General features: G+C 71.8%; 24 protein-coding genes. 8 read left to right on the forward strand and 16 right to left on the reverse strand.

Annotation, left to right across the window (positions count from 1 at the left end; translation table 11 throughout):
• Nucleotides 1-3: 3 nt before the first annotated feature.
• Genes FF100_RS12850 through bchF form a run of 7 tightly spaced genes read right to left on the reverse strand, consistent with a single transcriptional unit; the run spans nucleotide 4 to nucleotide 9982 of the window.
• Entirely contained in the window at nucleotides 4-1410 is a 1407-nt protein-coding gene (locus FF100_RS12850; RefSeq protein ID WP_139036066.1) for a BCD family MFS transporter, read from the reverse strand.
• Nucleotides 1407-2108, reverse strand: coding sequence for a magnesium protoporphyrin IX methyltransferase (gene bchM / locus FF100_RS12855; RefSeq protein WP_139036067.1), 702 nt, complete (start codon nucleotides 2106-2108; stop codon nucleotides 1407-1409). The genes FF100_RS12850 and bchM overlap by 4 nt, the downstream gene beginning before the upstream one ends.
• Entirely contained in the window at nucleotides 2108-3001 is an 894-nt protein-coding gene (gene bchL, locus FF100_RS12860; protein ID WP_048427102.1) for a ferredoxin:protochlorophyllide reductase (ATP-dependent) iron-sulfur ATP-binding protein, read from the reverse strand. Before bchL ends, bchM begins: the two co-directional genes overlap by 1 nt.
• On the reverse strand, nucleotides 2998-6705 hold the full coding sequence (locus FF100_RS12865) for a magnesium chelatase subunit H (protein WP_139036068.1): 3708 nt from the start codon (nucleotides 6703-6705) through the stop codon (nucleotides 2998-3000). The genes bchL and FF100_RS12865 overlap by 4 nt, the downstream gene beginning before the upstream one ends.
• Nucleotides 6680-8215 carry a ferredoxin:protochlorophyllide reductase (ATP-dependent) subunit B gene (bchB, locus tag FF100_RS12870; RefSeq protein ID WP_139036069.1) on the reverse strand — a complete coding sequence of 512 codons (1536 nt, stop codon included), beginning with the start codon at nucleotides 8213-8215 and terminating at the stop codon, nucleotides 6680-6682. The genes FF100_RS12865 and bchB overlap by 26 nt, the downstream gene beginning before the upstream one ends.
• 4 nt (nucleotides 8216-8219) lie before the next feature.
• Nucleotides 8220-9494 carry a ferredoxin:protochlorophyllide reductase (ATP-dependent) subunit N gene (locus FF100_RS12875; protein WP_139036070.1) on the reverse strand — a complete coding sequence of 425 codons (1275 nt, stop codon included), beginning with the start codon at nucleotides 9492-9494 and terminating at the stop codon, nucleotides 8220-8222.
• A complete protein-coding gene (gene bchF / locus FF100_RS12880; protein WP_139036071.1) occupies nucleotides 9491-9982 on the reverse strand; it encodes a 2-vinyl bacteriochlorophyllide hydratase in 492 nt (163 codons plus the stop codon). Before bchF ends, FF100_RS12875 begins: the two co-directional genes overlap by 4 nt.
• Before the next feature lie 268 nt (nucleotides 9983-10250).
• Between bchF and FF100_RS12885 the strand changes: the two genes are divergently transcribed.
• The 8 genes from FF100_RS12885 to FF100_RS12920 all read left to right on the forward strand — a co-directional run bounded on the left by FF100_RS12885 (nucleotide 10251) and on the right by FF100_RS12920 (nucleotide 18821).
• Nucleotides 10251-11150, forward strand: coding sequence for a cobalamin B12-binding domain-containing protein (locus tag FF100_RS12885; RefSeq protein ID WP_246102051.1), 900 nt, complete (start codon nucleotides 10251-10253; stop codon nucleotides 11148-11150).
• A gap of 80 nt (nucleotides 11151-11230) precedes the next feature.
• Nucleotides 11231-12643 (forward strand): transcriptional regulator PpsR, encoded by a 1413-nt coding sequence (ppsR, locus tag FF100_RS12890; RefSeq protein ID WP_139036072.1) that lies wholly within the window; start codon nucleotides 11231-11233, stop codon nucleotides 12641-12643.
• A gap of 197 nt (nucleotides 12644-12840) precedes the next feature.
• Nucleotides 12841-13653, forward strand: coding sequence for a chlorophyll synthase ChlG (gene chlG, locus FF100_RS12895; protein WP_246102067.1), 813 nt, complete (start codon nucleotides 12841-12843; stop codon nucleotides 13651-13653).
• A complete protein-coding gene (locus tag FF100_RS12900; protein WP_246102052.1) occupies nucleotides 13650-15002 on the forward strand; it encodes a BCD family MFS transporter in 1353 nt (450 codons plus the stop codon). Before chlG ends, FF100_RS12900 begins: the two co-directional genes overlap by 4 nt.
• Before the next feature lie 45 nt (nucleotides 15003-15047).
• On the forward strand, nucleotides 15048-16241 hold the full coding sequence (locus FF100_RS12905; protein ID WP_246102053.1) for a geranylgeranyl diphosphate reductase: 1194 nt from the start codon (nucleotides 15048-15050) through the stop codon (nucleotides 16239-16241).
• A complete protein-coding gene (locus FF100_RS12910) occupies nucleotides 16238-16726 on the forward strand; it encodes a TspO/MBR family protein (protein ID WP_139036074.1) in 489 nt (162 codons plus the stop codon). The genes FF100_RS12905 and FF100_RS12910 overlap by 4 nt, the downstream gene beginning before the upstream one ends.
• A 234-nt stretch (nucleotides 16727-16960) precedes the next feature.
• Complete coding sequence (locus tag FF100_RS12915; protein WP_139036075.1) at nucleotides 16961-17230, forward strand: hypothetical protein; 270 nt, start codon at nucleotides 16961-16963, stop codon at nucleotides 17228-17230.
• Nucleotides 17231-17261: 31 nt separating this feature from the next.
• Nucleotides 17262-18821 carry a c-type cytochrome gene (locus FF100_RS12920; RefSeq protein ID WP_139036076.1) on the forward strand — a complete coding sequence of 520 codons (1560 nt, stop codon included), beginning with the start codon at nucleotides 17262-17264 and terminating at the stop codon, nucleotides 18819-18821.
• Between the two features lie 258 nt (nucleotides 18822-19079).
• Here FF100_RS12920 and FF100_RS37030 read toward each other — a convergent pair whose 3' ends face one another.
• The 9 genes from FF100_RS37030 to bchY form a co-directional block, all read right to left on the reverse strand.
• The gene (locus tag FF100_RS37030; protein ID WP_167450828.1) at nucleotides 19080-19256 is read right to left on the reverse strand and encodes a hypothetical protein; all 177 of its coding nucleotides are present in this window, start codon (nucleotides 19254-19256) and stop codon (nucleotides 19080-19082) included.
• 311 nt (nucleotides 19257-19567) lie between these two features.
• Nucleotides 19568-20614, reverse strand: coding sequence for a photosynthetic reaction center cytochrome PufC (gene pufC, locus FF100_RS12925; protein WP_139036077.1), 1047 nt, complete (start codon nucleotides 20612-20614; stop codon nucleotides 19568-19570).
• On the reverse strand, nucleotides 20611-21591 hold the full coding sequence (pufM, locus tag FF100_RS12930) for a photosynthetic reaction center subunit M (RefSeq protein ID WP_139036078.1): 981 nt from the start codon (nucleotides 21589-21591) through the stop codon (nucleotides 20611-20613). Before pufM ends, pufC begins: the two co-directional genes overlap by 4 nt.
• 60 nt (nucleotides 21592-21651) lie before the next feature.
• Complete coding sequence (gene pufL / locus FF100_RS12935) at nucleotides 21652-22476, reverse strand: photosynthetic reaction center subunit L (RefSeq protein WP_139036079.1); 825 nt, start codon at nucleotides 22474-22476, stop codon at nucleotides 21652-21654.
• A 123-nt stretch (nucleotides 22477-22599) separates the two neighbouring features.
• Nucleotides 22600-22779: a light-harvesting antenna LH1, alpha subunit gene (gene pufA, locus FF100_RS12940; protein ID WP_139036202.1), complete on the reverse strand. Its 180-nt coding sequence runs from the start codon at nucleotides 22777-22779 to the stop codon at nucleotides 22600-22602.
• 16 nt (nucleotides 22780-22795) lie between these two features.
• A complete protein-coding gene (pufB, locus tag FF100_RS12945) occupies nucleotides 22796-23026 on the reverse strand; it encodes a light-harvesting antenna LH1, beta subunit (protein ID WP_139036080.1) in 231 nt (76 codons plus the stop codon).
• Between the two features lie 129 nt (nucleotides 23027-23155).
• A complete protein-coding gene (locus tag FF100_RS12950) occupies nucleotides 23156-23380 on the reverse strand; it encodes a hypothetical protein (RefSeq protein WP_139036081.1) in 225 nt (74 codons plus the stop codon).
• A 92-nt stretch (nucleotides 23381-23472) separates the two neighbouring features.
• On the reverse strand, nucleotides 23473-24933 hold the full coding sequence (gene bchZ, locus FF100_RS12955) for a chlorophyllide a reductase subunit Z (protein ID WP_139036082.1): 1461 nt from the start codon (nucleotides 24931-24933) through the stop codon (nucleotides 23473-23475).
• The gene (gene bchY, locus FF100_RS12960) at nucleotides 24933-26465 is read right to left on the reverse strand and encodes a chlorophyllide a reductase subunit Y (RefSeq protein WP_139036083.1); all 1533 of its coding nucleotides are present in this window, start codon (nucleotides 26463-26465) and stop codon (nucleotides 24933-24935) included. Before bchY ends, bchZ begins: the two co-directional genes overlap by 1 nt.

The raw sequence follows: 26465 nt of genomic DNA on the forward strand, positions 1-26465 counted from the left end.
CTCCTACGATAGGGCCGGACGGGCGGAGAGCGGGGCGCGATCGGGCCGGCGCACCAGCGGCCCGATCGCCACCAGGGTGGCGAAGAGGAGCCCGATCTCGATGTGGTAGACGACGAGGTAGCCGGTCGAGGCCTCGGACAACGCCTCGCCGAGGCGGCCCGAGACCGCGAGCGCCGAGCCGAGATCGCGCAGGATGCCGCTCGCCGCGATGGCCAACCCGGCGGCGCAGGCCTGGACCGCGCCCCAGGCCCCGAGGGCGAGGCCGGTCTGCTCCGGAGCGGCGCCGGCCATCGAGGCGGTGAGCGTGCCGTGGGCGAAGAGCCCGCCGCCCAGCCCGATCAGCGCGACGCCGCAGGCGAACAGGCCGCCGGAGCCGAGGGGCGCGGCGAAGACCACCGCCGAGAAGGCCGCGATGCCGACGACCGCGCCGGCCGCCGCGACCCGGAACGGATCGCCGCCGCGGTTGAGCCAGCGCGCCGCGATGAGCAGCCCCGCTCCACCGCCGATGGCGAGGACGGCCGTGAGCGCCGTCGTCGCGGCGACCGGGAGATGCAGGATCTGGCCGCCATAGGGTTCGAGCAGGATGTCCTGCATGCTGAACCCCGCGGTGCCGAGGCCGGTGGCGATGAGCCGACGGCGCGCCTGCGGCTCGGCGGCGTACGCCCCCCAGGCCTCGCCGAAGCGGCGGGCCGGCACGGATTGGCGGGAGGTGTCGCGCGGCTCCTGCTTCCACAGGGCGATGCCGTTGAGGATGAGGGTCGCGAGCGCAGCGCCCTGGATCACCTGGATCAGCCGGATCGCCGAGAAATGCGCCAGCGCCAGCCCGAACACCACGGCGCTCGCCATCATGCCGGCGAGGAGCATGGCGCAGAGAAGCGCCACCACCTTCGGGCGGGCGTGGGGCGGCGCGAGGTCGGTGGCGAGCGCGAGGCCGACGGTCTGCGTGGTGTGGAGGCCGGCCCCGACGAGCACGAAGGCCAAAGCCGCCGCCGCCTGGCCGATCACGATCGGCCCAGTGGTGTCCCCCGACAGGATCAGCAGCGCGAACGGCATGATGGCGAAGCCGCCGAACTGCAAGAGCGTGCCGAACCACAGGTAGGGCACGCGCCGCCAGCCCAGCACCGAGCGGTGGGTGTCGGAGCGGAAGCCGACCAGCGCCCGGAACGGGGCGGCGAGCAGCGGCAGCGACAGCATCACGGCGACGATCCAGGCCGGCACGTCCAGCTCGACGATCATCACCCGGTTGAGGGTGCCGATCAGCAGCACCGCCGCCATCCCGACCGTGACCTGGAACAGCGACAGGCGCAGCAGCCGGCCGAGGGGCAGCTCGGCGGTCGCGGCATCCGCGAAGGGCAGGTAGCGCGGCCCGAGATCCGCGAGCGCCCGGGCGAGGCGGCGAGCTTGGCTCATCGGCGTGCCAGCTCCAGGGCGTTGGAGAGATAGAAGCCGGAATTGATCCGCCGGCTCCGGGCGAGGGTGAAAGGCTGCAATCCCGGCTCGGCGGCGATGCGGCGGCGAAGGGAGCGCTCGCCGACCGGCTCGATCACCGGTGCCCGGTCGCCGCGGGGAAACAGGCGCCCGGCCATGTGCATGACGGTCAGGAGCGGCGTGCGCGGCGCCACCGTGAACAGCACCGAGGCCTCGGTGCGGCGGCTGAGCCGGTCGAGGGCCCTGACGATGTCGGGGGTGCGGTAATGGATCAGCGAATCCATCGCCACGACGTGGTCGAAGCGGCCCAAACCCTCGTCGAGCATGTCGCCGACCCGGAAATCGAGGCGGCCCGTGAGCCGCAGGCTGGCGGTGCGCTCGCGGGCGAGGCCGACCAGCGTCGGCGATACGTCGACGGCCACGACCTCGGCGCCCCGCCGCGCCGCCTCGACGGCGAGCGCGCCGGTGCCGCAGCCGGCATCGAGCAGGCGGCGCCCGGCGAGGTCGGCGGGCAGCCAGGACAGGAGCTCCGCCCGCATCGCGTCGCGGCCGGCCCGGACCGTGGCGCGGATCCGGCTCACCGGCGCATCCGAGGTCAGCCGCGCCCAGGCCTCGACGGCGGTGCGGTCGAAATAGGTTTCGAGCTGCGCCCGGCGGGCGGCGTAGGTGGGGCTGGTCATCAGTCAAACCCGAGGAACTCGAACAGATCCCGGTCCTTCATCGGCACCGCCGGAAGCGGGTCGACGCCGGCCCACAACTGCTCCGCCAGTTGCAGGTACTCGGCCTGCACCGCCAGCAATTCGGGCGAAGGATCCATCTCGAACAACGTCGCCTTCTTCAGGCGCGAGCGGCGCACCACGTCGAGATCCTGGAAATGCGCCAGGCGCTTCAAGCCGACCGCCGCGTTGAACCGGTCGATCTCGTCGGTCTTGGCCGAGCGGTTGGCGATGACGCCGCCGAGGCGCACGCCGTAATTCTTCGACTTGGCATGGATCGCCGCCACGATGCGGTTCATGGCGAAGATCGAGTCGAAGTCGTTCGCCGTGACGATCAGCGCCCGGTCGGCGTGCTGGAGCGGCGAGGCGAAGCCGCCGCAGACGACGTCGCCGAGCACGTCGAAGATCACCACGTCGGTGTCTTCGAGCAGGTGATGCTCCTTGAGGAGCTTCACCGTCTGGCCGACGACGTAGCCGCCGCAGCCGGTGCCCGCGGGCGGTCCCCCCGCCTCGACGCAGCGCACGCCGTTATAGCCCTCGACCACGAAATCCTCGACGCGCAGCTCCTCCGAGTGGAACTGCACCGCCTCCAGGGCATCGATGACGGTGGGGGCGAGGCGCTTCGTCAGGGTGAAGGTCGAATCGTGCTTCGGGTCGCAGCCGATCTGCAGGACCCGCTTGCCGAGCTTCGAGAACGCGACCGAGAGGTTGGACGAGGTCGTGCTCTTGCCGATGCCGCCCTTGCCGTAGACGGCGAAGACCTTGGCGGTCTCGATGCGGATGTCCGGATCGAGGGCGACCTGGAGGCTCCCCTCTTCCCGGCGCGCCGGCACGGGGTTTCGGATCGCGATGTTCATGCGGCGGCCTCCGCGGTGATGCCTTCGAGCCGGTCCTCCAGGGCCTCCTCGGCCCGGTCGAGGGCGGCACGGGTCTCGGGGTCGGGGGTCCAGAAGCCGCGCCGATGCGCCTCGATCAGGCGATGGGCGACCTTGGCCGAGGCGGCGGGATTGAGCGCCGCCATGCGCTCGCGCATCGCCTCGTCGAGGACGTAGGTCTCGGTGATGCGCTGATAGATCCAGGGCGCGACGCCGTCGGTGGTCGCCGACCAGCCGACCGTGTTGGTGAGGTGCTGGTCGATCTGGCGCACGCCCTCGTAGCCGTGGCCCAGCATCCCCTCGACCCATTTCGGGTTGAGCATCCGGGTGCGGGTCTCCAGCGCCACCTGCTCGGAGAGCGAGCGCACCCGGCCCTCGCCGCGGGTCTGGTCGCTGATATAGACCGGCACCGTGGCGCCCCGGGCCTTCGCCACGGCGCGGGCCATGCCGCCGAGCCCGTCGAAGTAATGGTCGACGCTGGTCACCCCGACCTCGACCGAATCGAGGTTCTGGTAGGCGAGGTCGACCCCCGCCAGCACCGCCTGCATCAGCGCGCGGCGGGGCTCGGGACGGCCGTCCCGGCCATACGCGAAGCTCTTGCGGCGCGAGAAGGTCTCGCACAGCTCGGTCTCGTCCTCCCAGCGTCCGGATTCGACGAGGTGGTTGAGGTTGGCGCCGTAGGCTCCTTCCGCGTTGCTGAAGACCCGGAGCGCCGCCGTCTCGAGGTCGATGCCCTGGGATGCCTGATGCGCCAGCGCGTGCTTGCGCACGAAGTTCATCGCCTCCGGCTCGTCGGCACTGGCCGCGAGGTAGGCGGCTTCCGCGAGCAGCCTTGTCTGGAGCGGCAGGAGATCGCGGAAGATGCCGGACAGGGTCGCGACGACGTCGATGCGCGGCCGCCCGAGGTCTTCGAGCGGGATCAGCACCGCGCCGCAGAGCCGGCCGTAGCCGTCGAAGCGCGGCGCGGCGCCCATCAGCGCCAGCGCCTGGGCCACCGGCGCGCCCTCGCTCTTCAGGTTGTCGCTGCCCCACAGCACGAGCGCGATGCTCTCCGGATAGGCGCCGCCTTCGGCGGCGTGGCGGGCGAGCAGCCGCTCGACCTGGGCGCGGCCGTCGGCCAGCGCGAAGGCGCTCGGGATCCGGTAGGGGTCGAAGCCGTGCAGGTTGCGCCCGGTCGGCAGGATCGCGGGCGCGCGCAGCACGTCGCCGCCGGCGACCGGGGCGATGAAGCGGCCGTCGAGGGCGCGCAGCAGGGCCGGGATCTCGTGGTCCTCGGCGAGCAGCCGGTCGGTCTCGGCCAGCGCCCGGAAGGCCGCGAGGGTCGCGTCGTCGGCGCCGGGCCCCGCCGCCTCTTCCGGCGCGGCGCCGGCGACCAGCCACGCGACCGCGGCGCGGTCCGGCGCGAGGCCGTGAACGGATTCGGCGAGCGCCAGCAGCAGGTCACCGCGCTCCTCCGGCGGGGTGCCCTGCCCGACCACGTGCAGCCCGTGCGGGATCAGGGTGTGTTCGAGCTCGATCAGGCGAACCGTGAGATCGGCGATGCGCGGTTCCGCATCGTCGCCCCAGCCGTCGCCCGCGGCGAGATCAAGGCCCGATGCCTGGCCGTGGATGAGGACGGCGAGCTTCGCCCGCTCGGCGGCATCCTCCGGCGGCAGGGCGCGGCGGCGTTCCAGCGACGCCTTGAGGTCGATGAGCCCGCGATAGAGCCCGGCCTGGGCGAGGCTCGGGGTCAGGTAGCTCACCAGCGTCGCGGCGGTGCGGCGCTTGGCGAGGGTGCCCTCCGACGGGTTGTTGGCGGCGTAGAGATAGATGTTGGGAAGCGCGCCGATCAGCCGCTCGGGCCAGCAGGCGGCGGAGAGCCCGGTCTGCTTGCCGGGCATGAATTCGAGCGCCCCGTGGGTGCCGAAATGCAGCACGGCGTCGGCACGAAAGTCCTCGCGCAGGTAGCGGTAGAAGGCCGAGAAGGCGTGGGTCGGCGCGAAACCCTGCTCGAACAGCAGGCGCATCGGGTCGCCCTCGTAGCCGAAGGCCGGCTGCACCCCGATGAAGACGTTTCCGAGTTGGGCGCCGAGCACCAGGATCGACCCGCCGTCGCTCTGGTGGCGGCCCGGCGCCGGGCCCCATTGCGCCTCGATGTCGGCGAGGTGGGCCTCGCGCCGCACGTGCTCGTCGGCCGGGATGCGGTGGGCGACGTTGGCTGGGGTGCCGTAGCGGGCGGCGTTGCCCGTGAGCACCCGGTCGCGCAGGGCATCGACGCTGTCGGGCATCTCGACCGCGTAGCCGTCCGCCTCGAGCCCCTGAAGCACGCGGTGCAGCGAGTCCCACACCGACAGGAAGGCGGCGGTGCCGGTGGCGCCGGCATTCGGGGGAAAGTTGAACAGCACCACCGCGACCCGGCGCTCGGACTTCGCGCGGGAGCGCAGGGACACGAGTCTGGCGACCCGGTCGGCGAGGCGCGCGGCGCGCTCGGGATGCACCGCCATGTCGCGGGACTCGGAGCCTCCGGCGGCGCGGCCGCCGAACACCATCGGGGCGGTGGCGCCATCCAGCTCGGGAATCGCCACCATCATGGTCGCCTCGACCGGCGACAGGCCGCGGGCGGAGGCCTCCCACTGCGCCAGGGTCTGGAACTCGACCGCCTGGGCGGCGAGGTAGGGCACGTCGAGCCGCGCCAGCATTGCGCTCGCGGCCGCCGCGTCGTTGTAGGCCGGGCCGCCGACGAGGGAGAAGCCGGTGAGCGAGACGAGCGCGTCGATCGCCGGCCGGCCGTCGCGCAGGAAGAACGCCTCCACCGCCGGGCGGTTGTCGAGCCCGCTGGCGAAGGCCGGCACCACCGTGAGCCCACGGGCCTCCAGCGCCGCGATCACCCCGTCGTAATGCGCGGTGTTGCCGGCGAGCACGTAGGAGCGCATCAGCAGCAAGCCGACCCGCCCGGCTCTCCCGGCCGCCGGCAGCCGGTCGAGACGCTCGGTCACCCGCTTGCCGAGCCGCGGGTGATAGAGGCCGGTCTCGGGATAGGCCAGCGGCTCGGCGGCGGAGAGGTACCGGCGCCAGGCGGCCCGCTCCCCGGCGGCGTAGCGGCCGGCGAGGAAGCGCACGAGGTTGACGACGTTCTCGTCCGAGCCGGCGAGCCAGTATTGTAGGGTCAGGAAATAGGCCCGCACGTCCTGGGCCGAGCCGGGGATGAAGCGCAGGATCCGGGGAATCTGGCGGATCAGCGCCATCTGGCGCGCGCCGCTCCCCTGCGCACCGCCGGGCCCCGCCTTGCCGCGCAGGCGCTTGAGGAAGTCGAGGGCGCCGCGCTGCGAGCCGTCCATGGCGAAGCGGTTCATCCGCGTCGTGCGCACCACCTCCGCCGCCGAGAGGCAGCCGACCATCGCATCGCAATGCGGGCGGCGGGCGAGCAATGCGGGGAGAACGGCGCGGACGTGCTCGTCCATGAACAGCATCGCCGAGAGCACGATGTCGGCCCGGGCGATGTCGGCCCGGCAGGATGCGAGGGCCGCCGGATCGGTGTCCCACTCGGCGGCGGCGTGGAAGCCGAGGATCAGGCCGGGCGCCGTCGTCGCCAGCACCCGGCGCGCCCGCTCCACCGCCCCGGCGAGGTGGTTGTCGAGGGTGACGATGACGACGCGCAGCTCCGGCAGCGCGCCCGGTCCGTCACCGGCTGAAATGCGCTTTGGCATCGTACAGGGTCTCGACGGTGATGAGCGGCAGCGACCGCTCGCGGGCGAAGCGTTCGGTGTTGTGGCGGGCCTTGCCGCGCACGAAGAACGGGACCTTCTTCAGCTCGCGCTCGGCCTCGATCGCCCAGATCATCGGGGCGGCGGCGGTCGCGGGTGCGGAGGTCACCACGGTCTCCGCCTCTTCCCAGGGTCGGCCGCCGAGATGCGACGGCGCCACCCCATCGTGGAATTCCGGATCGTCCCGGAACATCGCCAGCAGGTGCTCCTCCAGTCCCATCATCAGCGGGTGGACGAAGGTGTCGAACAGCACGTTCGCGCCCTCGAAGCCCATCTGCGGCGCGTGGCGGGCCGGCACGTCCTGCACGTGCATCGGCGCCGAAATGACCGCGCAGGGGATGCCGAGCCGCTTCGCGACGTGGCGCTCCATCTGGGTGCCGAGCACCAGTTCCGGCTGCGCCGCGGCGATCGCCGCCTCGACCGCGAGGTAGTCGTCGGTGACCAGCGCCTCGATCCCGTGGGTCGCGGCTTCGGCCCGCACCTCCCGGGCGAATTCGCGCGAATAGGTGCCGAGGCCGACGAGGGTGAAGCCGATCTCGCGGGTGGCGACCCGTGCCGCCGCGACCGCATGGGTGGCGTCGCCGAAGACGAAGACGCGCTTGCCCGTGAGATAGGTCGAATCGACCGAGCGCGAGTACCATGGCAGGCGCGAGCCTTGCGCCCCGAGGACCGGCGCAGGATCGAGCCCGGCGAGCGCCGCCACCGCCTCGATGAAGGCGGTGGTGCCCCTCACGCCGATCGGCGCGGTCTCGACGAAGGGCTGGCCGTGGCTGCGCTCCAGCCACTGCGCGGCGCTGCGCGCCACTTCCGGGTAGAGCACGACGTTGAAGGCGGCCTCGCTCAAGCGCGCGAGGTCGGCCGGCGTCGCGCCGAGCGGGGCGACGACGTTGACGGCGATGCCGAGTTCCGCGAGCAGCCCGCGCACTTCGCGCAGGTCGTCGCGGTGGCGGAAACCGAGCGAGGTCGGCCCGAGGATGTTGCAGCTCGCCCGCACCCGCTCCGCGACCGGGGCGGCGGGCGCCAGGGACCGCACCAGGCGGTAGAGGGTCTCGGAGGCGCCCCAGTTCTCCTTCTTCTGGTAGGCCGGCAGCTCCAGCGGAATCACCGGGATCGGCAGGCCCAGCGCCTGCGACAGCCCGGCCGGATCGTCCTGCAGCAACTCGGCGGTGCAGGAGGCGCCGACGATCATCGCCTGGGGGCGGAAGCGCTCGTAGGCGGCGGCGACCGCCTGCTTGAAGATCTCGGCGGTGTCGGCGCCGAGGTCGCGGGCCTGGAAGGTGGTGTAGGTCACCGGCGGGCGGGCGCCGTGCCGCTCGATCATGGTGAAGAGCAGGTCGGCGTAGGTGTCGCCCTGCGGCGCGTGCAGCACGTAGTGCAGGCCGCGCATCGCGGTGGCGACCCGCATCGCGCCGATATGGGGCGGTCCCTCGTAGGTCCAGAGCGTGAGCTGCATCGCCTCAGCCCTCCAGCCGCGCGCGGCGCGCGAGCGGGCGGGTGAACAGCCCGGCGAGGTCGCCGGCCTGCTCGTAGCCCTGGATCGGGGTGAACAGGAGCTCGATCGACCACTTGGTCGGCAGATCCTCGGCCTCGAGCGGGTTGGCGAGGCCGAGCCCGCAGACCGTGAGGTCCGGCCGCGCCGCCCGGCAGCGGTCGAGCTGGTCGTCGAGGCTCTGGCCTTCGACGAGTACCGTGCCGTCGGGCAGGAGCGCCAGTTCCTCCGCCATGTGTGAGCGGTGGAGGTAGGGCGTGCCGACCTCGATGAGGTCCGCGCCCATCTCCCGCGACAGGAAGCGGGCGAGCGGCACCTCCAGCTGCGAATCGGGGAAGAAGAACATCCGTCGCCCCGCGAGCCCGGCCCGGTGGGCCTGGAGGGCCCGCGCCGCCCGGGCGCGGCCGGCCTCCGTCACCGCGACGACGCGGGCCGGCGGGATCCCGAAGGCGCGGGCGGCCGCCGCGAGCCACAGGGTCGTGCCCTCGGCGCCGAGGGGGAACGGGGCCGGGATGCGGCTGGCGCCGCGATCCTCCAGCGCCCGGGCGGTGTCGGTGAGGAACGGCTGGGCGAGGAGGTAGCGGGTGTTCGGGCCCACCGGCGCCCGGTCGGCGGCGCGGCGCCCGGGCAGGAAGCGCACATCGGCGATGCCGAGATCGGCGAACAGCCGCGCGAACTGGTCCTCGACCACGTCGGCGAGCGCACCGACGACGAGGAGGGAAACATCGGTACCCGGGGCCAAGTCCGGCACCAGGGCGGCGAGGCAGGCATCCTCGCCTTGCGTGAAGGTGGTCTCGATGCCGCTGCCGGAATAGCTCAGCACCCGCACCTCCGGCGCGAAGGTGCCCGAGAGCCGGGCCGCGGCGCGGCCGAGATCGAGCTTGATCACCTCGGACGGGCAGGAGCCGACCAGGAACAGAAGGCGGATGTCCGGCCGGCGCTCCAGCAGGCGGCGCACCACCCGGTCCAGCTCCTCGTGCGCGTCGGCGAGGCCGGCGAGGTCGCGCTCCTCGATGATCGCGGTGGCGAAGCGCGGCTCGGCGAAGATCATCACGCCGGCGGCCGACTGGATCAGGTGGGCGCAGGTGCGCGAGCCGACGACCAGGAAGAACGCGTCCTGGATCTTGCGGTGCAGCCAGACGATGCCGGTGAGCCCGCAGAACACCGCCCGCTGGCCGCGCTCGTGACGGATCGCGGGCCCGCGGGGGACCGGGGACGGGAGGGGCGAGGCGAGCGCCGTCATCGCGCCGCCCCCATCGCGTAAGCGGGCGCCTGCAGCCGGGCGGCGCGCAGCTTCAGCAGGAACTGGCCGGCATTGACGAGGTAGGTGGCGTAGGCGCCGAGCGCCAGCAGCATCAGCCCGGTCGTGCCGAGCGCATCGGTGGCGAGCGCCACCAGATAGGCGGTGTGGAGCGCCAGCACCAGCATGCTGACCGCGTCCTCCCAGAAGAAGGCCGGGGCGAACAGGTAGCGTCCGAACACCGCCTTCTCCCACAGGGAGCCGGTGACCATGATGGCGTAGAGGGCCGCCGTCTTCGCCACCACCGAGGCGTTGGCGAGCCCAGCCCCCTCCCCGGTCGCCAGCGTGCGCGACACCAGGACGAGGCTCACCAGGAACACCGCGAACTGGAGCGGCGCCAGCACGCCTTGGACCAGGGTCCAGGGCGAGGCGTCGCGGCGGCGGCGCTCGGCCTCGCTGTAGAGAAACGGCCGGTCCATGGACGTCGCCATCGCGCCTGCCCTCGTCTCGCCCCGCGCTTCGCGGCAGATGCCGATGGGGGAAGCTAGGACCGCCGGCCTCCGAGTGTCAATCTGGATTGACACTTAAAAGCGATGACAGTTCGGCGAAGGCTCCACGAATGAGCCTTGCGGCGGCGCGCCGGACCTGTATCCTGGAATGAATCCGGATGACGTCGCCTTCGCGACGACGCTCCCAACGTAGAAAACCCGACACAACGTCGAAACATACCTGGTTTTCCAGTGCATCGGGGAGGTGCCGGTGGGAGATCAAGCACAGGCCGGCACCTTGCCGACCGACAGGCCCACCGCCCGCGAGCGGAGTTTCCGCGAGCGGTGCACTCTCGGCGGGAGCTCTGGTGGAGTATATCACCAGGCGCGCTGGCGGGACGACCTCGCGCAGGTCGTGGAAGCGGAGATCATCCCGCGGCTGATGCTCGCCCATCGTGGCGAGAGTCGCGGCGAAACTCGGCCGCCCCGTCCGTCCGGGCGCCTCGCCGATACCGACGACATCGGCCGCCTGGCCGCCCTGGTGCTGGCGCAACGGGACCGCGACGCGCTGCCGGAGATCCGCGCGCTCCTCGACGGCGGCATGACGCTCGCGGAGGTGCTGGTCGGCCTGATGGCGCCGACCGCCCGGCATATCGGCCGATTGTGGGAGGAGGATGCCTGCGACTTCGTCCAGGTGACGACCGCGATGGCGCGGCTGCGCCGCCTCGTCCACGACCTCGAGACCCTGTGCCTCGACCCGCGTCCGGTCGATCCGGCGAGCCGGCGGGTCCTGCTCGTGCCGGCCCCGGCCGAGACGCACACCTTCGGCCTGACGCTCGCGGCGCATTTCCTGGCCGAGGCCGGATGGGAGGTAACGACGAGCGTCGACAACCACCTCGCCGACGCCTTGGAGCGCCTGCGCGCCGAGTGGTTCGACGTGATCGGCCTGTCGCTCTCCTGCGACGTCTGCCTCGACCGGTTGGTCGCGTCGGTGCCGGTGCTGCGGCGCGCCTCGCGCAACCGCGACCTGCGGGTGATCGTCGGCGGGCCCGCCTTCCACGGGCGGCCCGACCGGGTCCGGCTCGTCGGCGCCGACGCGGCTGTCGACGACGCACGCGATGCGCCCGGAATCGTACAAAGCTTGCTTGATCTGCGGATTAGAGCCTGCTGAAAGACCTGTTCGATGCGGTCGGCGTGTGTTGGTGACCCGTGAACAGACCCGTGAGCCCTGCTGCGAAGGAAACTTTCGCGGTGCTGCGAGACGCCGTCTCCCGCCTGGATCCCCGGACGACGGGCAGCCTCGTCGCTGCTGCCAGCGACGTGTCCCTCGTCGTGGACGGCGACGGGGTGATCCGCGACGCCGCCTTCGGGGCCGACGGGCTCTCCGAGGAGGCCGGCGAGACCTGGCTCGGGCGGCGCTGGGTCGACACCGTGACGGTCGAGAGCCGCCCCAAGGTCCTGAGCCTCCTGGAGGATGCCGGGCCCGGCGCGGTGACGCGCTGGCGCCAGGTCAACCACCCCTCGGCGCAGGGCGGTGCCGACGTGCCGATCCGCTACGCGGCCCTGCGCATCCCCGACGACGACCGCATCATCGTCATCGGCCGCGACCTGCGGGCGCTCTCGGCGCTGCAGCAGCGGCTGGCCGAATCGCAGCAGGCGCTGGAGCGCGACTATGCCCGCCTGCGCGGCGCCGAGACGCGCTACCGGGTGCTGTTCCAGCTCGCCGGCGAGCCGATCCTGATCGTCGATGCCGGCACCCGCCGCATCACCGAGATCAACCCCGCCGCCGCCCGGCTCCTCGGGCGGGCGGTCAAGCGGATCGTCGGGCGCGACCTGATCGACCTGTTCGAGCCCGACGGCGCCCGCGCGGTCCAGTCGCTCCTCGTGGGCCTGCGCCTCACCGGCCAGGCCGAGGACCTCACCGCCCGCCTGGCGCAACGGCGCGGCGAGGCGCGGGTCTCCGCCTCGCTGTTCCGCGAGGAGGCGGGGACGAGCATCCTGGTGCGCCTCAACGTGCAGGCGCCGGCGGCCAGCCCGATCGCGGCGCGCTCCGGGGCGCTGGAGGTGATCGAGGCGATGCCCGAAGGCTTCGTCGTCACCGACCGCGACCGGCGCATCATCGGGGTCAACGCCGCCTTCCTCGACCTCGCGCAGCTCGCCACCGAGCACCAGGCCAAGGGCGAACCGCTCGAACGCTGGCTCGGCCGCGAGGGCAACGAGATCGGCGCCCTGTTCACGACCCTGGCCGAGCACGGCGCGGTGCGCCACTTCACCACCGTCATGCGCGGCGAGTTCGGCGCGGTCGACGAGGTCGAGGTCGCGGCGGTCTCGGTGCCGGGCGGCGAGCGGCCGTGCTTCGGCTTCACCCTGCGCACCCTGCCCCGCCGCGTCGCCGCTGCGGCGCCGGGCGGGCGCGAGCTGCCGCGCTCGGTCGAGCACATGACCGAGCTCGTCGGTCGCGTCTCGATGAAGGTGTTGGTGCGCGAGACCACCGACCTGATCGAGCGCCTGTGCATCGAGGCGGCGTTGCGCATCACCCACGACAACCGCGCCTCGGCGGCCGAGATGCTGGGGCTCAGCCGGCAAGGCTTCTACGCCAAGATGCGCCGCTACGGCCTGGGCGACCTCGATGGCGCCGAGGAGACCGAGGAGCGCGAGGAGTAGGCACGCACGGATGCGTGACCAACCGCGCGCGGGTGTAAAGTTTTCTTGACACTCTTCCGAGGGCGTCCCACCCTCGCGGCATGACGACCGAGCCTCTGATCAAACCCCTGATCACGCCGCCGGCGGTTCCCGCCCCAGTGGTTCCTGCGCCACTTGCGCTGCTGGAACTGCTGAAGCCGATCACCTGGTTCGCCCCGATGTGGGCCTTCGCCTGCGGGGTGGTCTCCTCGGGCGTCGCGGTCCAGGGCCGCTGGCCGGTGGCGATCGCCGGCATCCTGCTCGCCGGCCCGCTCGTCTGCGCCACCAGCCAGGCGGTGAACGACTGGTTCGACCGGCATGTCGACGCGATCAACGAGCCGGGGCGGCCGATCCCGTCGGGCCGCATCCCGGGGCGTTGGGGCCTCGCCATCGCCCTGGCCTGGACCGGGCTGTCGCTGGCCGTGGCCTCCACGCTCGGGCCGTGGGTGCTCGGGGCGGCGCTCTTCGGGCTCGCCCTCGCCTGGCTCTACAGCGCGCCGCCGGTGCGGTTGAAGCGCGACGGCTGGTGGGGCAACGCCGCCTGCGGCCTCGCCTACGAGGGACTGCCCTGGTTCACCGGCGCCGCCGTGATGGGGTCGGCCCTGCCGGACGGGCGGATCGTCGCGCTGGCGCTCCTCTACAGCCTCGGCGCCCACGGCATCATGACCCTCAACGACTTCAAAGCGATGGAGGGCGACCGGCGCACCGGCATCCGCTCGCTGCCGGTGCAACTCGGGGCGGAGGCCGCCGCGCGCCTCGCCTGCTGGGTGATGGCGGTGCCGCAGGCGGTGGTGGTGGCCCTGCTGATCGCCTGGGGGGCGCCGTGGCACGCCGCCCTCGTCGCCGTGCTCCTCGCCGGCCAGGGCGGGCTGATGCGCCGCTTCCTCGCCGATCCGCGCGGGCGGGCGGCCTGGTACAACGGCACCGGCACGCTGCTCTACGTGCTCGGCATGCTCACCGCGGCCCTGGCCCTGCGCGGAGGCCTCGCATGAGCACCCGTTCTCCGATGAGCGGCTGTTCCGGCTTCAGCTGGGTCACGATCCTACGCCTCGGCCTCGTCCAGACCGCGCTCGGCGCCATCGTGGTGCTGATCACCTCGACCCTCAACCGGGTGATGGTGGTGGAGCTGGCGCTGCCCGCCGCCCTGCCGGGCGGGCTGGTGGCCCTGCACTACGCCGTCCAGGCCCTGCGGCCACGCTGGGGCTACGGCTCGGATCTCGGGCGCCGCCGCACGCCTTGGATCGTCGGCGGCATGGCGCTGCTGGCCCTCGGCGGCGTCGGCGCCGCCCTTGGCACCGGGCTCGTCGCCGTGCAGCCGGAAGCGGGATTCGCGCTGCTCGTCGCCTCGTTCCTCGCGGTCGGCATCGGCGTCGGGGCCGCCGGGACCTCGCTGCTGGTCCTGCTCTCCACCGGCGTCGCCCCCCACCGACGAGGCGCCGCCGCGACGATCGTCTGGATCATGATGATCGCCGGCTTCGTCGTCACCGCGCCGGCCGCCGGGCACCTGCTCGACCCGTTCTCCTCGTCTCGCCTCGTCGCGGTCTCGGGCGGGGTGTCGCTGATCGCCTTCCTGGTCGCGGTGATCGCCCTGCGGGGCGTCGAGCCGGCGCGCTCCGCTGCCCCCGTCGGCCCCGGTCCGGCCCAGCCCTTCGCCCGGGTGCTGGCCGAGGTCTGGGCCGAGCCGGAGGCGCGCCGCTTCACCGTCTTCGTCTTCCTGGCGATGCTCGCCTACAGCGCGCAGGAGCTGATCCTCGAACCCTTCGCCGGCCTCGTCTTCGCGATGTCGCCGGGCGCGACCACCAAGCTCTCCGGCCTGCAGAACGGCGGCGTGCTCACCGGCATGGTGCTGGTCGCCCTCGTCACCGCCAACGGGCGCGGGCCGCTCGCCGCCTTGCGCCTCTGGACCGTGACCGGCTGCCTCGGCTCGGCCGCCGCGCTCGCCGGCATCGCGGCCTGCGGCTTTGCCGGGCCCGCCGCACCGCTGCGGGCCTGCGTCGCCGGGCTCGGCTTCTTCAACGGCATCTTCGCGGTCGCGGCGATCGGCCAGATGATGGCCCTCGCCGGCACCGGCGGCGCGCCCGATGGCGAGAGCCGCCACGGCACCCGCATGGGGGTGTGGGGCGCGGCGCAAGGGCTCGCCTTCGGGCTCGGCGGGTTCCTCGGCGCGGCGGGCGTCGACCTCGCGCGGCTCGCCTTCGGCACCGTGGTGCCGGCCTATGCGGCGGTCTTCGTCACCGAGGCGCTGGTGTTCCTCGCCGCGGCTGGGCTGGCCTGTCGCATCGGGGGACATGGCGCGGGCGCGCGACCGCTCGGCCCCCTGTCGGTGCAGCACGCGATCTGACGACCAACGATCCGGCCGGACCCGGCCCGGACGGGAGGCACGGCCATGGACGAGACGATCCCGGGCGAGATGATCCTCGATGCGGTGGTGGTGGGCGGGGGGCCGGCCGGGGCGACGGCGGCGACCGATCTGGCGCGGCTCGGGCGCCGGGTCGTGCTCCTCGACCGGGCCGGTCGCATCAAGCCCTGCGGCGGCGCGATCCCGCCCCGCCTGATCCGCGACTTCGCGATCCCCGACGAACTGCTGGTGGCGAAGATCCGCTCCGCCCGCATGGTCTCGCCCCGCGACCGGGCGGTCGACATGCCGGTCGGCGAGGGCTTCGTCGGCATGGTCGATCGCGGGCCCTTCGACGAGTGGCTGCGCGCGCAGGCCGCTCTCGCCGGCGCTGCGCGCGTGACCGGTACCTACCTGCGCCTCGCCCGCGCCGGCGACGGTCCGGTCACGGTGCATTACCGCACCGCCGACGGCGCCGAGGAGACCTTGCGCACCCGCCTCGTCATCGGGGCCGACGGCGCCAATTCGGCGGTCGGGCGCCAGGAGATCCCGGCGCATGCCCGGATGCGACAGGTCTTCGCCTACCACGAGATCGTGCGGACCCCGCCGGCCGGTGCCGTCGCGGCGACGCGCTGCGACGTCTACTACCAGGGCGTCCTGTCGCCGGATTTCTACGCCTGGATCTTCCCGCACGGCGACACGCTCAGCATCGGTACCGGCAGCGCCCGGAAAGGCTTCTCGCTGCGCGGCGCGGTCGGCCGGCTTCGCGCCGCGACCGGCCTCGACCGCGGCGAGACGCTGCGCCGCGAGGGCGCGCCCTTGCCGCTCAAGCCCCTTTCGCGCTTCGACAACGGCCGCGACGTGCTGCTCACCGGCGACGCCGCCGGCCTCGTCGCCCCGGCTTCGGGCGAGGGCATCTACTACGCGATGTTCGGCGGGCGCCTCGCCGCGGAGGCGGCGCACGCCTTCCTCGCCACCGGCGATTCCCGCGCTTTGAGCCAGGCGCGCCGCCGTTTCCTCAAGGCGCATGGCCGGGTGTTCTGGATCCTGCGGCTGATGCAGGGCGTCTGGTACCGCAATGACGGCTTGCGCGAACGCTTCGTCAGCATCTGCCGCGACCCCGACGTGCAGTCGCTCACCTGGGACGCCTACATGAACAAGGAACTGGTGCGGGCCAAACCCGCGGCGCACGCGCGGATCTTCTTCAAGGATCTCGCCCACCTGTTCCGCTGGGTCTCGCCGTGATCGACGCGCTCGGGGGCCGCTGGGGCCCGATCCTGGTGGCGGCCGCCTCGGCCATCGTGGTGGCAGGGGCGGGCGCGTGGCTCACCGCGCTCGGGCCCTGGTATCGCAGCCTCCAGGTCCCGTCCTGGAAGCCGCCCGACTGGGCGTTCGGTCCGGTCTGGACCACGATCTTCACGCTTGCCGCCATCGCCGGGGTGCTGTCCTGGAACGCCGCGCCGGAGGGCCCGCCCCGGACCTGGCTCATCGCCGCCTTCGCGCTGAACGGGGCGCTCAACATCGCCTGGAGCGGAGTGTTCTTCCGCCTGGAGCGGCCGGATTGGGCGCTCATCGAGGTGGTGGCGCTCTGGCTCTCGGTGGTGCTGCTGATCGTCGTGGTCGGGCGCCTGTCCGGCCTTGGGGCGGTGCTGCTGGTGCCCTACCTGGTCTGGGTCGGGATCGCAGCCTGTCTCAACTGGTCGATCGTGCGCCTCAACGGACCGTTCTGAACAGTCGTCGGCGACCGGGACGTACCGGACGCCCCCGACATCGCGCGGAGACTTCGCACCGCGGACGATCGGATCGCCCGATGCCGGACTGCCGCTGATGCGACATCGTGAACCGCGGCGCGTTTCCGGCGAACGGGCACCGTATTTTCGGGTTTTCAGCCATGGAACCCTGCGTCTCCTAGGTTACTTCCCCAATCGACTGCGCGTCTTCGGCGCGGGCAGGAGTATTCACACGTGCCGGATCTCCTCACGGGCGGCCACATCGTCGATGCCGCGCTGCTGATCGTCGCCGCGGAAGCCGGCCTGCTCCTCCTGTGGCGCCGCCGCGCCGGGCCGGGCCGGGGCGCCCTTCTCGTCAACCTCGCCTCGGGCGCCTGCCTGATGGCGGGCCTGCGCGCCGTGCTCGCGGGCGCGCCGGGATACTGGCTCGCCGCCGCGCTCGCCGGCGCCGGCGCCGCTCACGTCGCCGATCTCTGGCTGCGGCTGCGATCCGCGGCTCCCTGACCCCTCGCCCCTCACCCTCGGAGGAAGCCCCATGCGCCGCAGGTCCGTCATCCGTCGCACGCTCAAGACCCTGCTCGGCTCCAGCGCGCTCGCCCTCGCGGCCGGCACGGCGATGGCGCAGCCGGCCGCCTCGGACCTCGTCGAGAAGGGGCGCTACCTCGCCACCGCAGGCGATTGCGTCGCCTGCCACACCGCGCCGGGCGGCAAGCCGTTCGCGGGCGGGCTCTACATCAACTTCCCGGGCGGCATCGGCAAGCTCGCGACGCCGAACATCACCCCCGACAAGGAGACCGGCATCGGCAACTGGAGCGACGACGACTTCAAGCGCGCGATGCACCAGGGCATCAGCAAGAACGGCAGCTATCTCTACCCGGCCTTCCCGTTCCCCTGGTACACCCGCCTCACCGACGACGATGTGGCGGCGATCAAGGCCTACCTGTTCTCCCTCGAGCCGGTGAACGCGCCGCGCAAGCCCACGGACATCGCCTTCCCGTTCAGCATCCGCGAGGGGCTGCTCGCCTGGCGCCTCGCCTTCTTCACCGAGGGCCGCTTCAAGCCGGACCCGCAGGCGAGCGAGCAGGTCAATCGCGGCGCCTACCTGGTCGGCGGCCCGGGCCATTGCGGCGCCTGCCACAACGGCAGCAAGCTCGTCGGCGCCTCGCAATGGAGCGGCTACCTCGAGGGCGGCACGATCGACGGCTGGTACGCGCCGAACCTGTCGGGCGACGACAAGGAGGGCCTCGGCCTCTGGAACGAGGACCAGCTCTTCACCTACCTCAAGACCGGGGCGGCGCCCGGCCGGGCCGGCGTGGTCGCCGGGCCGATGCGCCAGGTGATCGAGGAGAGCCTGAGCAAGATGAGCGACGGCGACGTGCGCGCCATCGCCGCCTATCTCAAGACCCTGGCGCCGAAGCCGACCTACACGCCCGACGTGAAGTCCGACTTCAAGCAGGCCTCCGCGGCGCCGGGCGCCGACACCTACCTCAACCGCTGCGTCGCCTGTCACCGGCCGGACGGCCAGGGCATGCCGGGGGCGATCCCCGCGCTCGCCGGCAACGGCGCGGTGCTGGCCAAGGGCCCGGAGACGGTGATCCGGGTGATCCTCGGCGGCCTCGACGCCAAGGGCGAGTACGCGACCATGCCGGCGGTCGGCGTCGGCATGACCGACGCGGAGGTGGCGGCGGTGACGAACTACGTCCGCCAGACCTTCGGCAACGAGGCGCCGCCGACCGCCGAGCCCGGCCAGGTGGCGTCCTTGCGCAAGGAGACCCAGACGATGCTCGCCGGCAATGCGCCGTGCGAGACCGTCTCGAACCCGATGCTGGCCGAGGCGCTGAAGACGGCGGATGCGGCCGGCCAGCTCAAGGACCTCAAGGCCGAGCAGATGCTGCCCCGCATCTCGACCCTTCTGCCGGCCGTGCGCCAAGCCGCTCCACAGGTGAGCTCGGCCGACCTGGTCAACGGGTTGACGGCCACCTTCTGCCAAGTGGCGGACCACAAGGCGACCGGGCTCGACTGGCCGACGACGATCGGCAGCTTCGCGGGCGTGGTCTTCGGGCAGTTGAAGAGCCCGAGCCGGGCTGAGAAGTAAGTTTGTTCCTGGAGGGCCTTCGCGGCTCAACCCTCCCCCCTTTGCGGGGGAGGGTGGACCCTGCGTCAGCAGGGGCCGGGAGAGGGGCAGCGCGACGCTGTTCCAGCAGGCGCCCTTCATGAAGCGCGCGACCTCTCCGGAAGCGGCGTCCCCTCTCCCGGCCCGCTCCGCAGGCCACCCTCCCCCGCAGAGGGGGGGAGGGTTCTCACACGCGCGGCACGCCCTGACTTTCCGATATACTATGGCAAGCTCCCCGCCTCACTTCGGATCCACCCCGTGCTGCGGCCGCGGCGGACCGCCGTGGTGATCCGTGAAGCTCGAGCGCTCGCCGGTCTCCTTGGCGCGCTGGACGCGCATCCGCTGCCAGATCAGGAACAGAATCACCAGAGCGAAGGTCGTGAAGGCGAGCATGTAGATCAAGCCGGAATCGCCCATTGGTCGTTACCTCCTCGTAGAATGCCCTCATGGAGCCAAGGCTCACGGGGCGCGGTTGACGGGCGCATGGGCAGCAGGGCGCCATCGCACGTGTCAATCCAACTCCTCGAACCTGCCGATATGCCGATGCGGCAAATCGCCGTGAGATAATGCCACGATCATCGCCATGGCGGCGGGCCTTGGACACAGCCCGATTGCGAGCAATCGATTGCGCATCATCGTTCCAGAAGTACGAGACGCTCCGGTTCCTCTCGGAACCGGAGCGTCTTATGGCGGCGGCCGTGGGGACGCGCGCTGCATGGGCGTCGACGCTACTTGGTCTCCGGCATCGGCACCCCGGCGAGCTCCGGGTAGTCCTTGAGCATCTGTGCCCCGTTGAGGGGCTTCGCCAGGCCCTGGTGGCAGGTGGTGCAGTTGGCCTTCGGGGGATCGCCCTCGGGTCCGAGCCGGGCCTCGGGCAGGGCCGGGGTCAGTGGTTCGATGAAGTTGCCGTTGATGTCGCGCACCATCCGGATGCCGTGCCAGGCGGTGACGCGCTTCGGGGTGCTCTCCTCCCAGGAGAAGAAGGCGCGGCTGTTGTGGCAGAAGGTGCAGTTGACCCCGAGGCCCTCCGCCATGTGGATCATCAGGGCGTAGGTCTTCTCGGTGGTCTGGATCGGCTTCGACGGGCTTGTCGGCAGGGCCGTCCGGGCCGCGACCCGGATGGCGTTCTGGTCGACGTCCTTGTCGTCCAGCAGCCCCTGGAACGGGTCGTAGTTGAGCGAGGTCAGGCCGGCCTCGGGTGCCGGGTGGTTCTGGCCGCCGTCGCGGGCGGCAAAGCCCCGGGCGTGCGGGGGCCCGGGATTGTCGTACCAGACCGCCTTCGGAACCGGGTTTCCGCGGTGGCAGGTGTAGCAGGTCACGCCGGTCTGCCCGACATGGTTCTTCCAGTCCGCGTTGATGTGGCGGACCATCCGGAGCATCGAGCGCGCCACGGTCTTGGCGTAGACGCTGTCGTCGGCCATGTTCTCGACGTTGTGGCAATAGGCGCAGCCCTGCTCGGGGGCGACCCACTCGGTGATCGAGGCCATGACCCGGTTGAACTGGTCGGTCGAGAGGTCGGTCAGGACCTTGACGTTCTGGTAGGCCTGGGTGGCGAGTTCGCCGCCGGGCGGGACCGGGTCCTGCGGCGCCGGCGCGGCGTTCTCGCCGAGCTTGACGGCCAGCGTGCGGGGATTCTGCACCTGCACCATGCCGGTGCCGCGAAAGCCCGTCTGCTCGGAGCGGACCGGGGGCCGCTCCCAGCCCGCGGTGCCGAACATCGCGCCGGTGAGCAGAACCGCCACCACGACGCCGAGGATCTGGAGCGCGAGCTTCATGGCGTGCCTCCCGGGCTGGCGAGCGGATCCACCACCGGGCCGTAGATCTGCGGGTAGTGCGGCGCGACCCCGTGCTTGACCGCCCAGAGGTACCAGTTGTCGACGACCGTGCCGGTGAGCAGGATGCCGATGCCGCCGGTGAGCGTGGTCAGGAACGCGAACCACCACAGCCAGCGATGGACCGATTCCATCGTGGCGTTGAACCCCATGGTCCAGCGCCAGAACAGGGCGGCGCGCTCGGTGGCCGTCCCGCGATCGACGATCTGCTCGATCTCGCGCTCGCCGCCGTAGCGGCTCACCGCCAGGATGGTCGCGCCGTGCATGGCGAACAGCATCGTCGACCCGTACAGGAAGACGATCGAGAGCATGTGGAACGGGTTGTAGAACAGGTTGCCGTAGCGCAGCGAGAACGCCGCGGTCCAATCGAGGTGCGGGAAGATGCCGAACGGCACCGCCTCGCTCCAGCTCCCCATCAGGATCGGCCGGATGAAGCCGAGCACCAGGTAGAGCCAGATCGCCGAGGCGAAGGCCCAGGGCACGTGATAGCCCATGCCGAGGGCCCGGGCGCGCCGGAACAGCCGCACCCACCAGAGCAGGATCGAGGCGGTGAGGAAGAAGCCGGCGAGCAGCCACCACCCGCCCTCGGCGAGCGGCGGCAGGATCTTGAGCCCGTATTCGGGTCGGGGCGGTTCGAGGGCGAGCCAGGGCAGCTGGCGGATGAACTGGATCGGGTCCCAGTTCACCGAAGCCCACATGTTGAGGCCGATGATCTCGATGGCGATGAAGCCGCTCGCCAGCGACAGCGTGCCGAGGGTGCCGAGATAGATCGGGCCGATCTGGGCGTTGCCGACGAGGCCGGCGAGGTAGTTGAAGCCGCCCTTGCCGACGCGGTTCTCGATCTCCGGGATCTCGACGCCGGCCTCGGGGTGGAGCGGATGGACCTGAACCTGGGTGTAGATGTTCTGGTAATACCCCATGGCGGCGGATGCCTTCTGAAGGGTGGTCGCTCGAACGCAGCAGGAAACCGGAGCAGGAACTCAGCGCCAGATCGGCAGGCTCAGCCACCAGCCCCACCATTCGGGCCAGCCGCGGGTCCAGAACGGGCCGCTGATGACGATGCAGACGGCGCTCCAGAACCCGGCCGAGAGGGCGAGGAACAGGCCCAGCCGGTGGATGCCGATCGTCCCGATCGAGTAGCCGATCGTGTCGCGGAAGAAGGTGTCCTCGTGCTCGGGCGTCTTGACCACCTCGCCCTTCGGCGGGTTGGTCGAGGACAGGATCAGCGAGCCGTGCAGCGACAGCGCGAAGGTCGTCGTGAAGAAGAACGTCACGGCGAGCATGTGCGCCGGGTTGTAATGGAAGTGGAGATACTGGTAGCCGACGTTCGACACCCAATCGAGGTGGCTCAGGATCCCGTACGGAAAGCCGTGACCCCAGGCGCCCATCAGGAACGGGCGGACCACCACCAGGGTCACGTAGGCGAAGATCGCCACACCGAAGGCGACCGGCACGTGGTAGCCGATGCCGAGCTTGCGGCAGATCTCGACCTCGCGCAGGGCCCAGCAGGAGAAGGACCCGACGGCGCAGAAGGTGATGATCTGCCACAGCCCACCCTCGCGGAGGGGGGCGAGCGCCAGCCCGTATTTCAGGTCGGGCGGCGCGATGTTGATCTGCCAGATGTTCCAGGTCGGCCCGAGCGCGGCGCCCCAGACGATCAGGCCGGTGCCGAGCAGGGTGAAGAACAGCCCGAGCACCCCGAAGAAGCCGACGTAGAACGGTCCGACCCAGAAATCGAACAGGTCGCCGCCGAGCAGCGTGCCGCCGCGGACCCGGTATTTGCGCTCGAAATTCAGCATGGCCATGGGCGCGGCCCTCCCCGTCCGCGGTGAAAGCGTGGTGGCCGCGGGCGGGGCGTCAGGTCCGTCCGCGGTGCGAGGGCGCCCGGGGCAAGGGTGCCCGGAGATGGGCGTCCGGTCCGCCGGCCGTCAGGTCGGCAGGACGAGGCTCTGGGGGATTTCCGCCTTCTTCGCCGCCGGGCCCTCCAGCCAGTTGAACCGGTTGGTGCTGAGCAGGATGAAGTGGATCAGGAGCGCCAGCACGAACAGGAAGGTGAACAGGGCCACCAGCGTGCGGCGCGGGTCGAACAGCAGCCAGACCTTGTGCATGTTGGTCATTCCATCCTCACGAGATGAAGGGCAGGAGACTGGTGGCGGCGACCTTCACGCCGCTCTCCAGGGCGGAATAGCCGTTGGGCCCGGGCAGCCAGGGCCGCCACAGCCAGACGAGGAAATGCGCGACGACCGCGATCGCCGTGAAGATGATGAAGCTGGTGACGAAGATGCCGTGGAACTCCTTCGCCTCCTCTTCGGTGAGTCCTGACAGTACGCTGGGTTTGTCCATGCCGTTGGCCATTGCCGAACCTCCGGATGCGGATCCGCGCGGGGGCTCCCGCGCGGGTTTGCCCGGCCGCGACGGACGGGCGGTCTCTCCGCCGCCGGTGCGGCGGCGGAAACTCGGCCCCGGGAGGGGAAGGGACGGGCCCTACCCCATGAAGGCGAAGGGAATCGCCGAGAGCGCCATCGCCCGCGCCTCGCCGAAGACCGAGCGGCGGGGCATCGGCGCAGCCGCGCCGGGGCGCAGGCGCTGCAGCACGGCAGCGACGAGGAAGACCGGGTAGGTCGCCGCCAGGATGGCCCGGAATTGGACCGCCTCCGAACGGGACCGCGACACCGTGACGAACGGACGGGATAGGGTCTCGGCTCTCATGACGTCTGGTCTCCTCCCTGCTCGCGCTCCTCCGCGAGGCGTCTCGACGGGACCGGCGCTGAGCGGATGCCGCGCCGGCTGGCACGGCCCGGTCAGGCCGCAGCGAGCGCGGCGCGGGCGCGCTCGACGTAGAGGTCGGTCACCCGCTCGGCTCCGGCCCGGGCCGCCTCGCGCTCGGCGGCGTCGCGCAGGCGCTTGGCGAAGGAGATCCGCACCAGGACCGGGCTTTCCTCCACCGAGGCGTCGAGGCGCCGGCGGGCCTCGTCGTCCCACGGGAGTGCGCGATGGGCGCGGGCCGGCGTCGCCTCGACGGCGTCCATGTCGCGGGACAGCGGCAGGATGTGGAAGAGCGCGTCGAACAGCGCGTTGCAGACCTCCTGGACCAGGTAGGTCGCGCCCGAATAGCCCATGAACGGCGTGCCGGTGTGCCGCCGCACCACGGCGCCGGGAAACGAGGCCGGGATGTACACCGCCCTCCCCCCGGTCTCGGCGAGATACAGGCGCTCGTTGTAGGAACCGAACAGGACGAGCGGCGGCGTCTCGCGAATGGCGGTGCGCACCGCCGCGTTGTCGGGCTTGGCGCCGGCCTTGCGCGAGAATGCGAACCGGCAGGGCAGGCCCATCTCGTCCTGGAGGAAGTTCCGGAGGCCGCGGGCATAGGTGTCGGTCGCCACCACCCCGAAGCTCGCCGAGGCGAAGAAGTCCTGCGTCACCGAGCGCCACAGGTCCCACAGGGGCTTCAGCGTCGTGTGCTTCTCCCGCTCGATGAAGGGCTCGGGATCGAGGCCAAGGATTTCTCCCAGGACCCGTAGGAACTTGGTGGTGCTGTGCACGCCGATCGGCGCCTGGAGGTAGGGCCGGTCGAGCGCTTCGCAGAGCAGCCGCCCGAACTCGCGGTAGAGGCAGATATTGGCGTCGGCCTCGACGAGGCGCGGGATGTCGGCGAGGTGGGTGCCGAGGGGAAAGACCAGGTTCACCTCGGCGCCGATGCCCTCGACGAGGCGTCGGATCTCGGCGAGGTCGGAGGGCATGTTGAAGGTGCCGTAGGCCGGGCCGATCAGGTTGACCCGCGGCTTGACCCCCGGCGCCCGCTCCGGCCGGGGCGGGATCACGCCTTTCCTGGCCGCTTTCTTGGCGCCGTATTCGTGCCAGAGCCAGGACAGGGCGCGGTCGGCGGCCTGCCACTGGTCCTCGTCGATGGTGCGGGGCAGGAAGCGCTGGAGATTGGTGCCTTCCGGCGTGACGCCGCCGCCGATCATCTCGGCGATCGACCCGGTGACGACGACGCTCGGCTGCGCCGGGTCGAGGGTGGCGTGGGCGCGGCGCATCGCGCCCTCGGTGCCGTGGCGGCCCAGTTCCTCCTCGGCCAGGCCCGTGACGACGATCGGCAATTCATGCGGCGGCAGCGCGTCGGTGTAGTGCAGCACCGAGGTCACCGGCAGGTTCTCGCAGCCGACGGGACCGTCGATGACCACCTGCAGGCCCTTCACCGCGGTGAAGACGTAGACGGCACCCCAGTAGCCGCCGGCGCGGTCGTGATCGAGGACGAGCATCAGGCCATCTCCCCGATCGGCTTTTCCGGCGCGGGCCGCGTCACGGCGGCGCGCTTCCTCGGCACGTCCTCCCAGATGCCGGCGGCGTGGCCCTCGCCGACGCCGGCGAAGAACGACCGCATGGCGGCGAACCGCTCTCCTTGCGCCATGGCGCCGTTGACGACCTGCGCCAGGGAGCCGGCACCGGCGACGCCCATCAGCGGACGGGCCGAGATCAGGTTGGTGAAGTAGAGGGCCGGAATCGCCCTCTCCTTGGCCTTCTGCACCACCGGGGTGGTGCCGATGGCGAGATCAGGCCCGAATTCCTCGACCGCCGCGAGGTCCTGCTCGAGGGAGGCCCGGAACTGCACCCGGCAGCCCCGCGCCGCGAGCCAGTCGCGGTCGATCTCGGACATCGCCGTGCGCGGGCAGGCGGTGCCGACGTAAGGCACCTCGGCGCCGCTCTCGACGAGGAGGCGGGCCACCAGCAGCTCCGAGCCTTCGTAGCCGGTCAGCGTGATCCGGCCGCGGATCGGGTTGGCCGCGAGCGCAGCCCGGATCGCCGGCAGGAACCGGTTCTTGGCCGCCGCGACGGCGGCGGGCGCGACGCCGCAAGCATCGCCGATCGCGTCGAGCCAGGCCGCCGTGCCGTCATGGCCGACCGGGGCGGAGGCGACCGCCGGGCGGCCCGCCGCCGCGAACTCGCGTAAGCACGCGGTGTAGAACGGGTGGATCGCCGCCACGGCCGTGCAGTCGAGCGCGGCGTAGAGCTCGCGCCATTCCCGCGTCGGCACGACCGGCCCGGTCGCGAGCCCGAGCGGTTCGAGCAGCGCGCCGATCTGCATCGGATCGGCCGGGAACATCTCGCCCAGCAGCGCGACCGTCGGGCGCGCGCCGCGGCCTTGGCGCGGCGCCGCGACCGGGCCCTGCTCCACCTCGGCGCGGGCGACCTTCAGCATCGCGCCGGCGAGCACGTCCTTGGCCTCGGCATGGGTCGGCACGCCGAAGCCCGGCACGTCGATGCCGATGATGCGCACCCCGTCGATCTCCCGCGGCAGCAGCCGCAGCGGCACGCCGGAGGCGGTGGGGACGCAGAGGTTGATGACGACCACAGCATCGTGCAGCGCCGGGTCGGCGGTCGCGTGGACCGCGTCGCGGATGTCCTCGAACAGCTTGCCGGTGACCAGGGTCTCGGAGTTGAACGGCACGTAGCCGACGGTCCGGCGCGCGCCGTAGAAATGCGACGTGAAGGTGAGGCCGTAGACGCAGCAGGCCGAGCCCGACAGGATCGTGGCGGTGCGGCGCATCCTGAGGCCCACCCGGAGCGAGCCGAAGGCCGGGCACATGCTCTGCGGCTGGTCGTGCGGGCCGGTGGGGTAGTCGCGCTTCAGCGCGTCCAGGGTCTCGCCCATCCCGGCGGCCTGCGCCGCGCGGGCCATCGTCTCCTTGCCGGAATGGCAGCCGAGCCCGTCCTGGCGCGTCGCCTCCAGGTTGACCGGCGCGTCGACGGGTGTCCGGGCTCGCAGGGCTGCGAGGTCGAGGGAGGCGCCCAT

Origin of the sequence: Methylobacterium terricola (genome assembly GCF_006151805.1) — a bacterium.
Classification (GTDB): domain Bacteria; phylum Pseudomonadota; class Alphaproteobacteria; order Rhizobiales; family Beijerinckiaceae; genus Methylobacterium; species Methylobacterium terricola.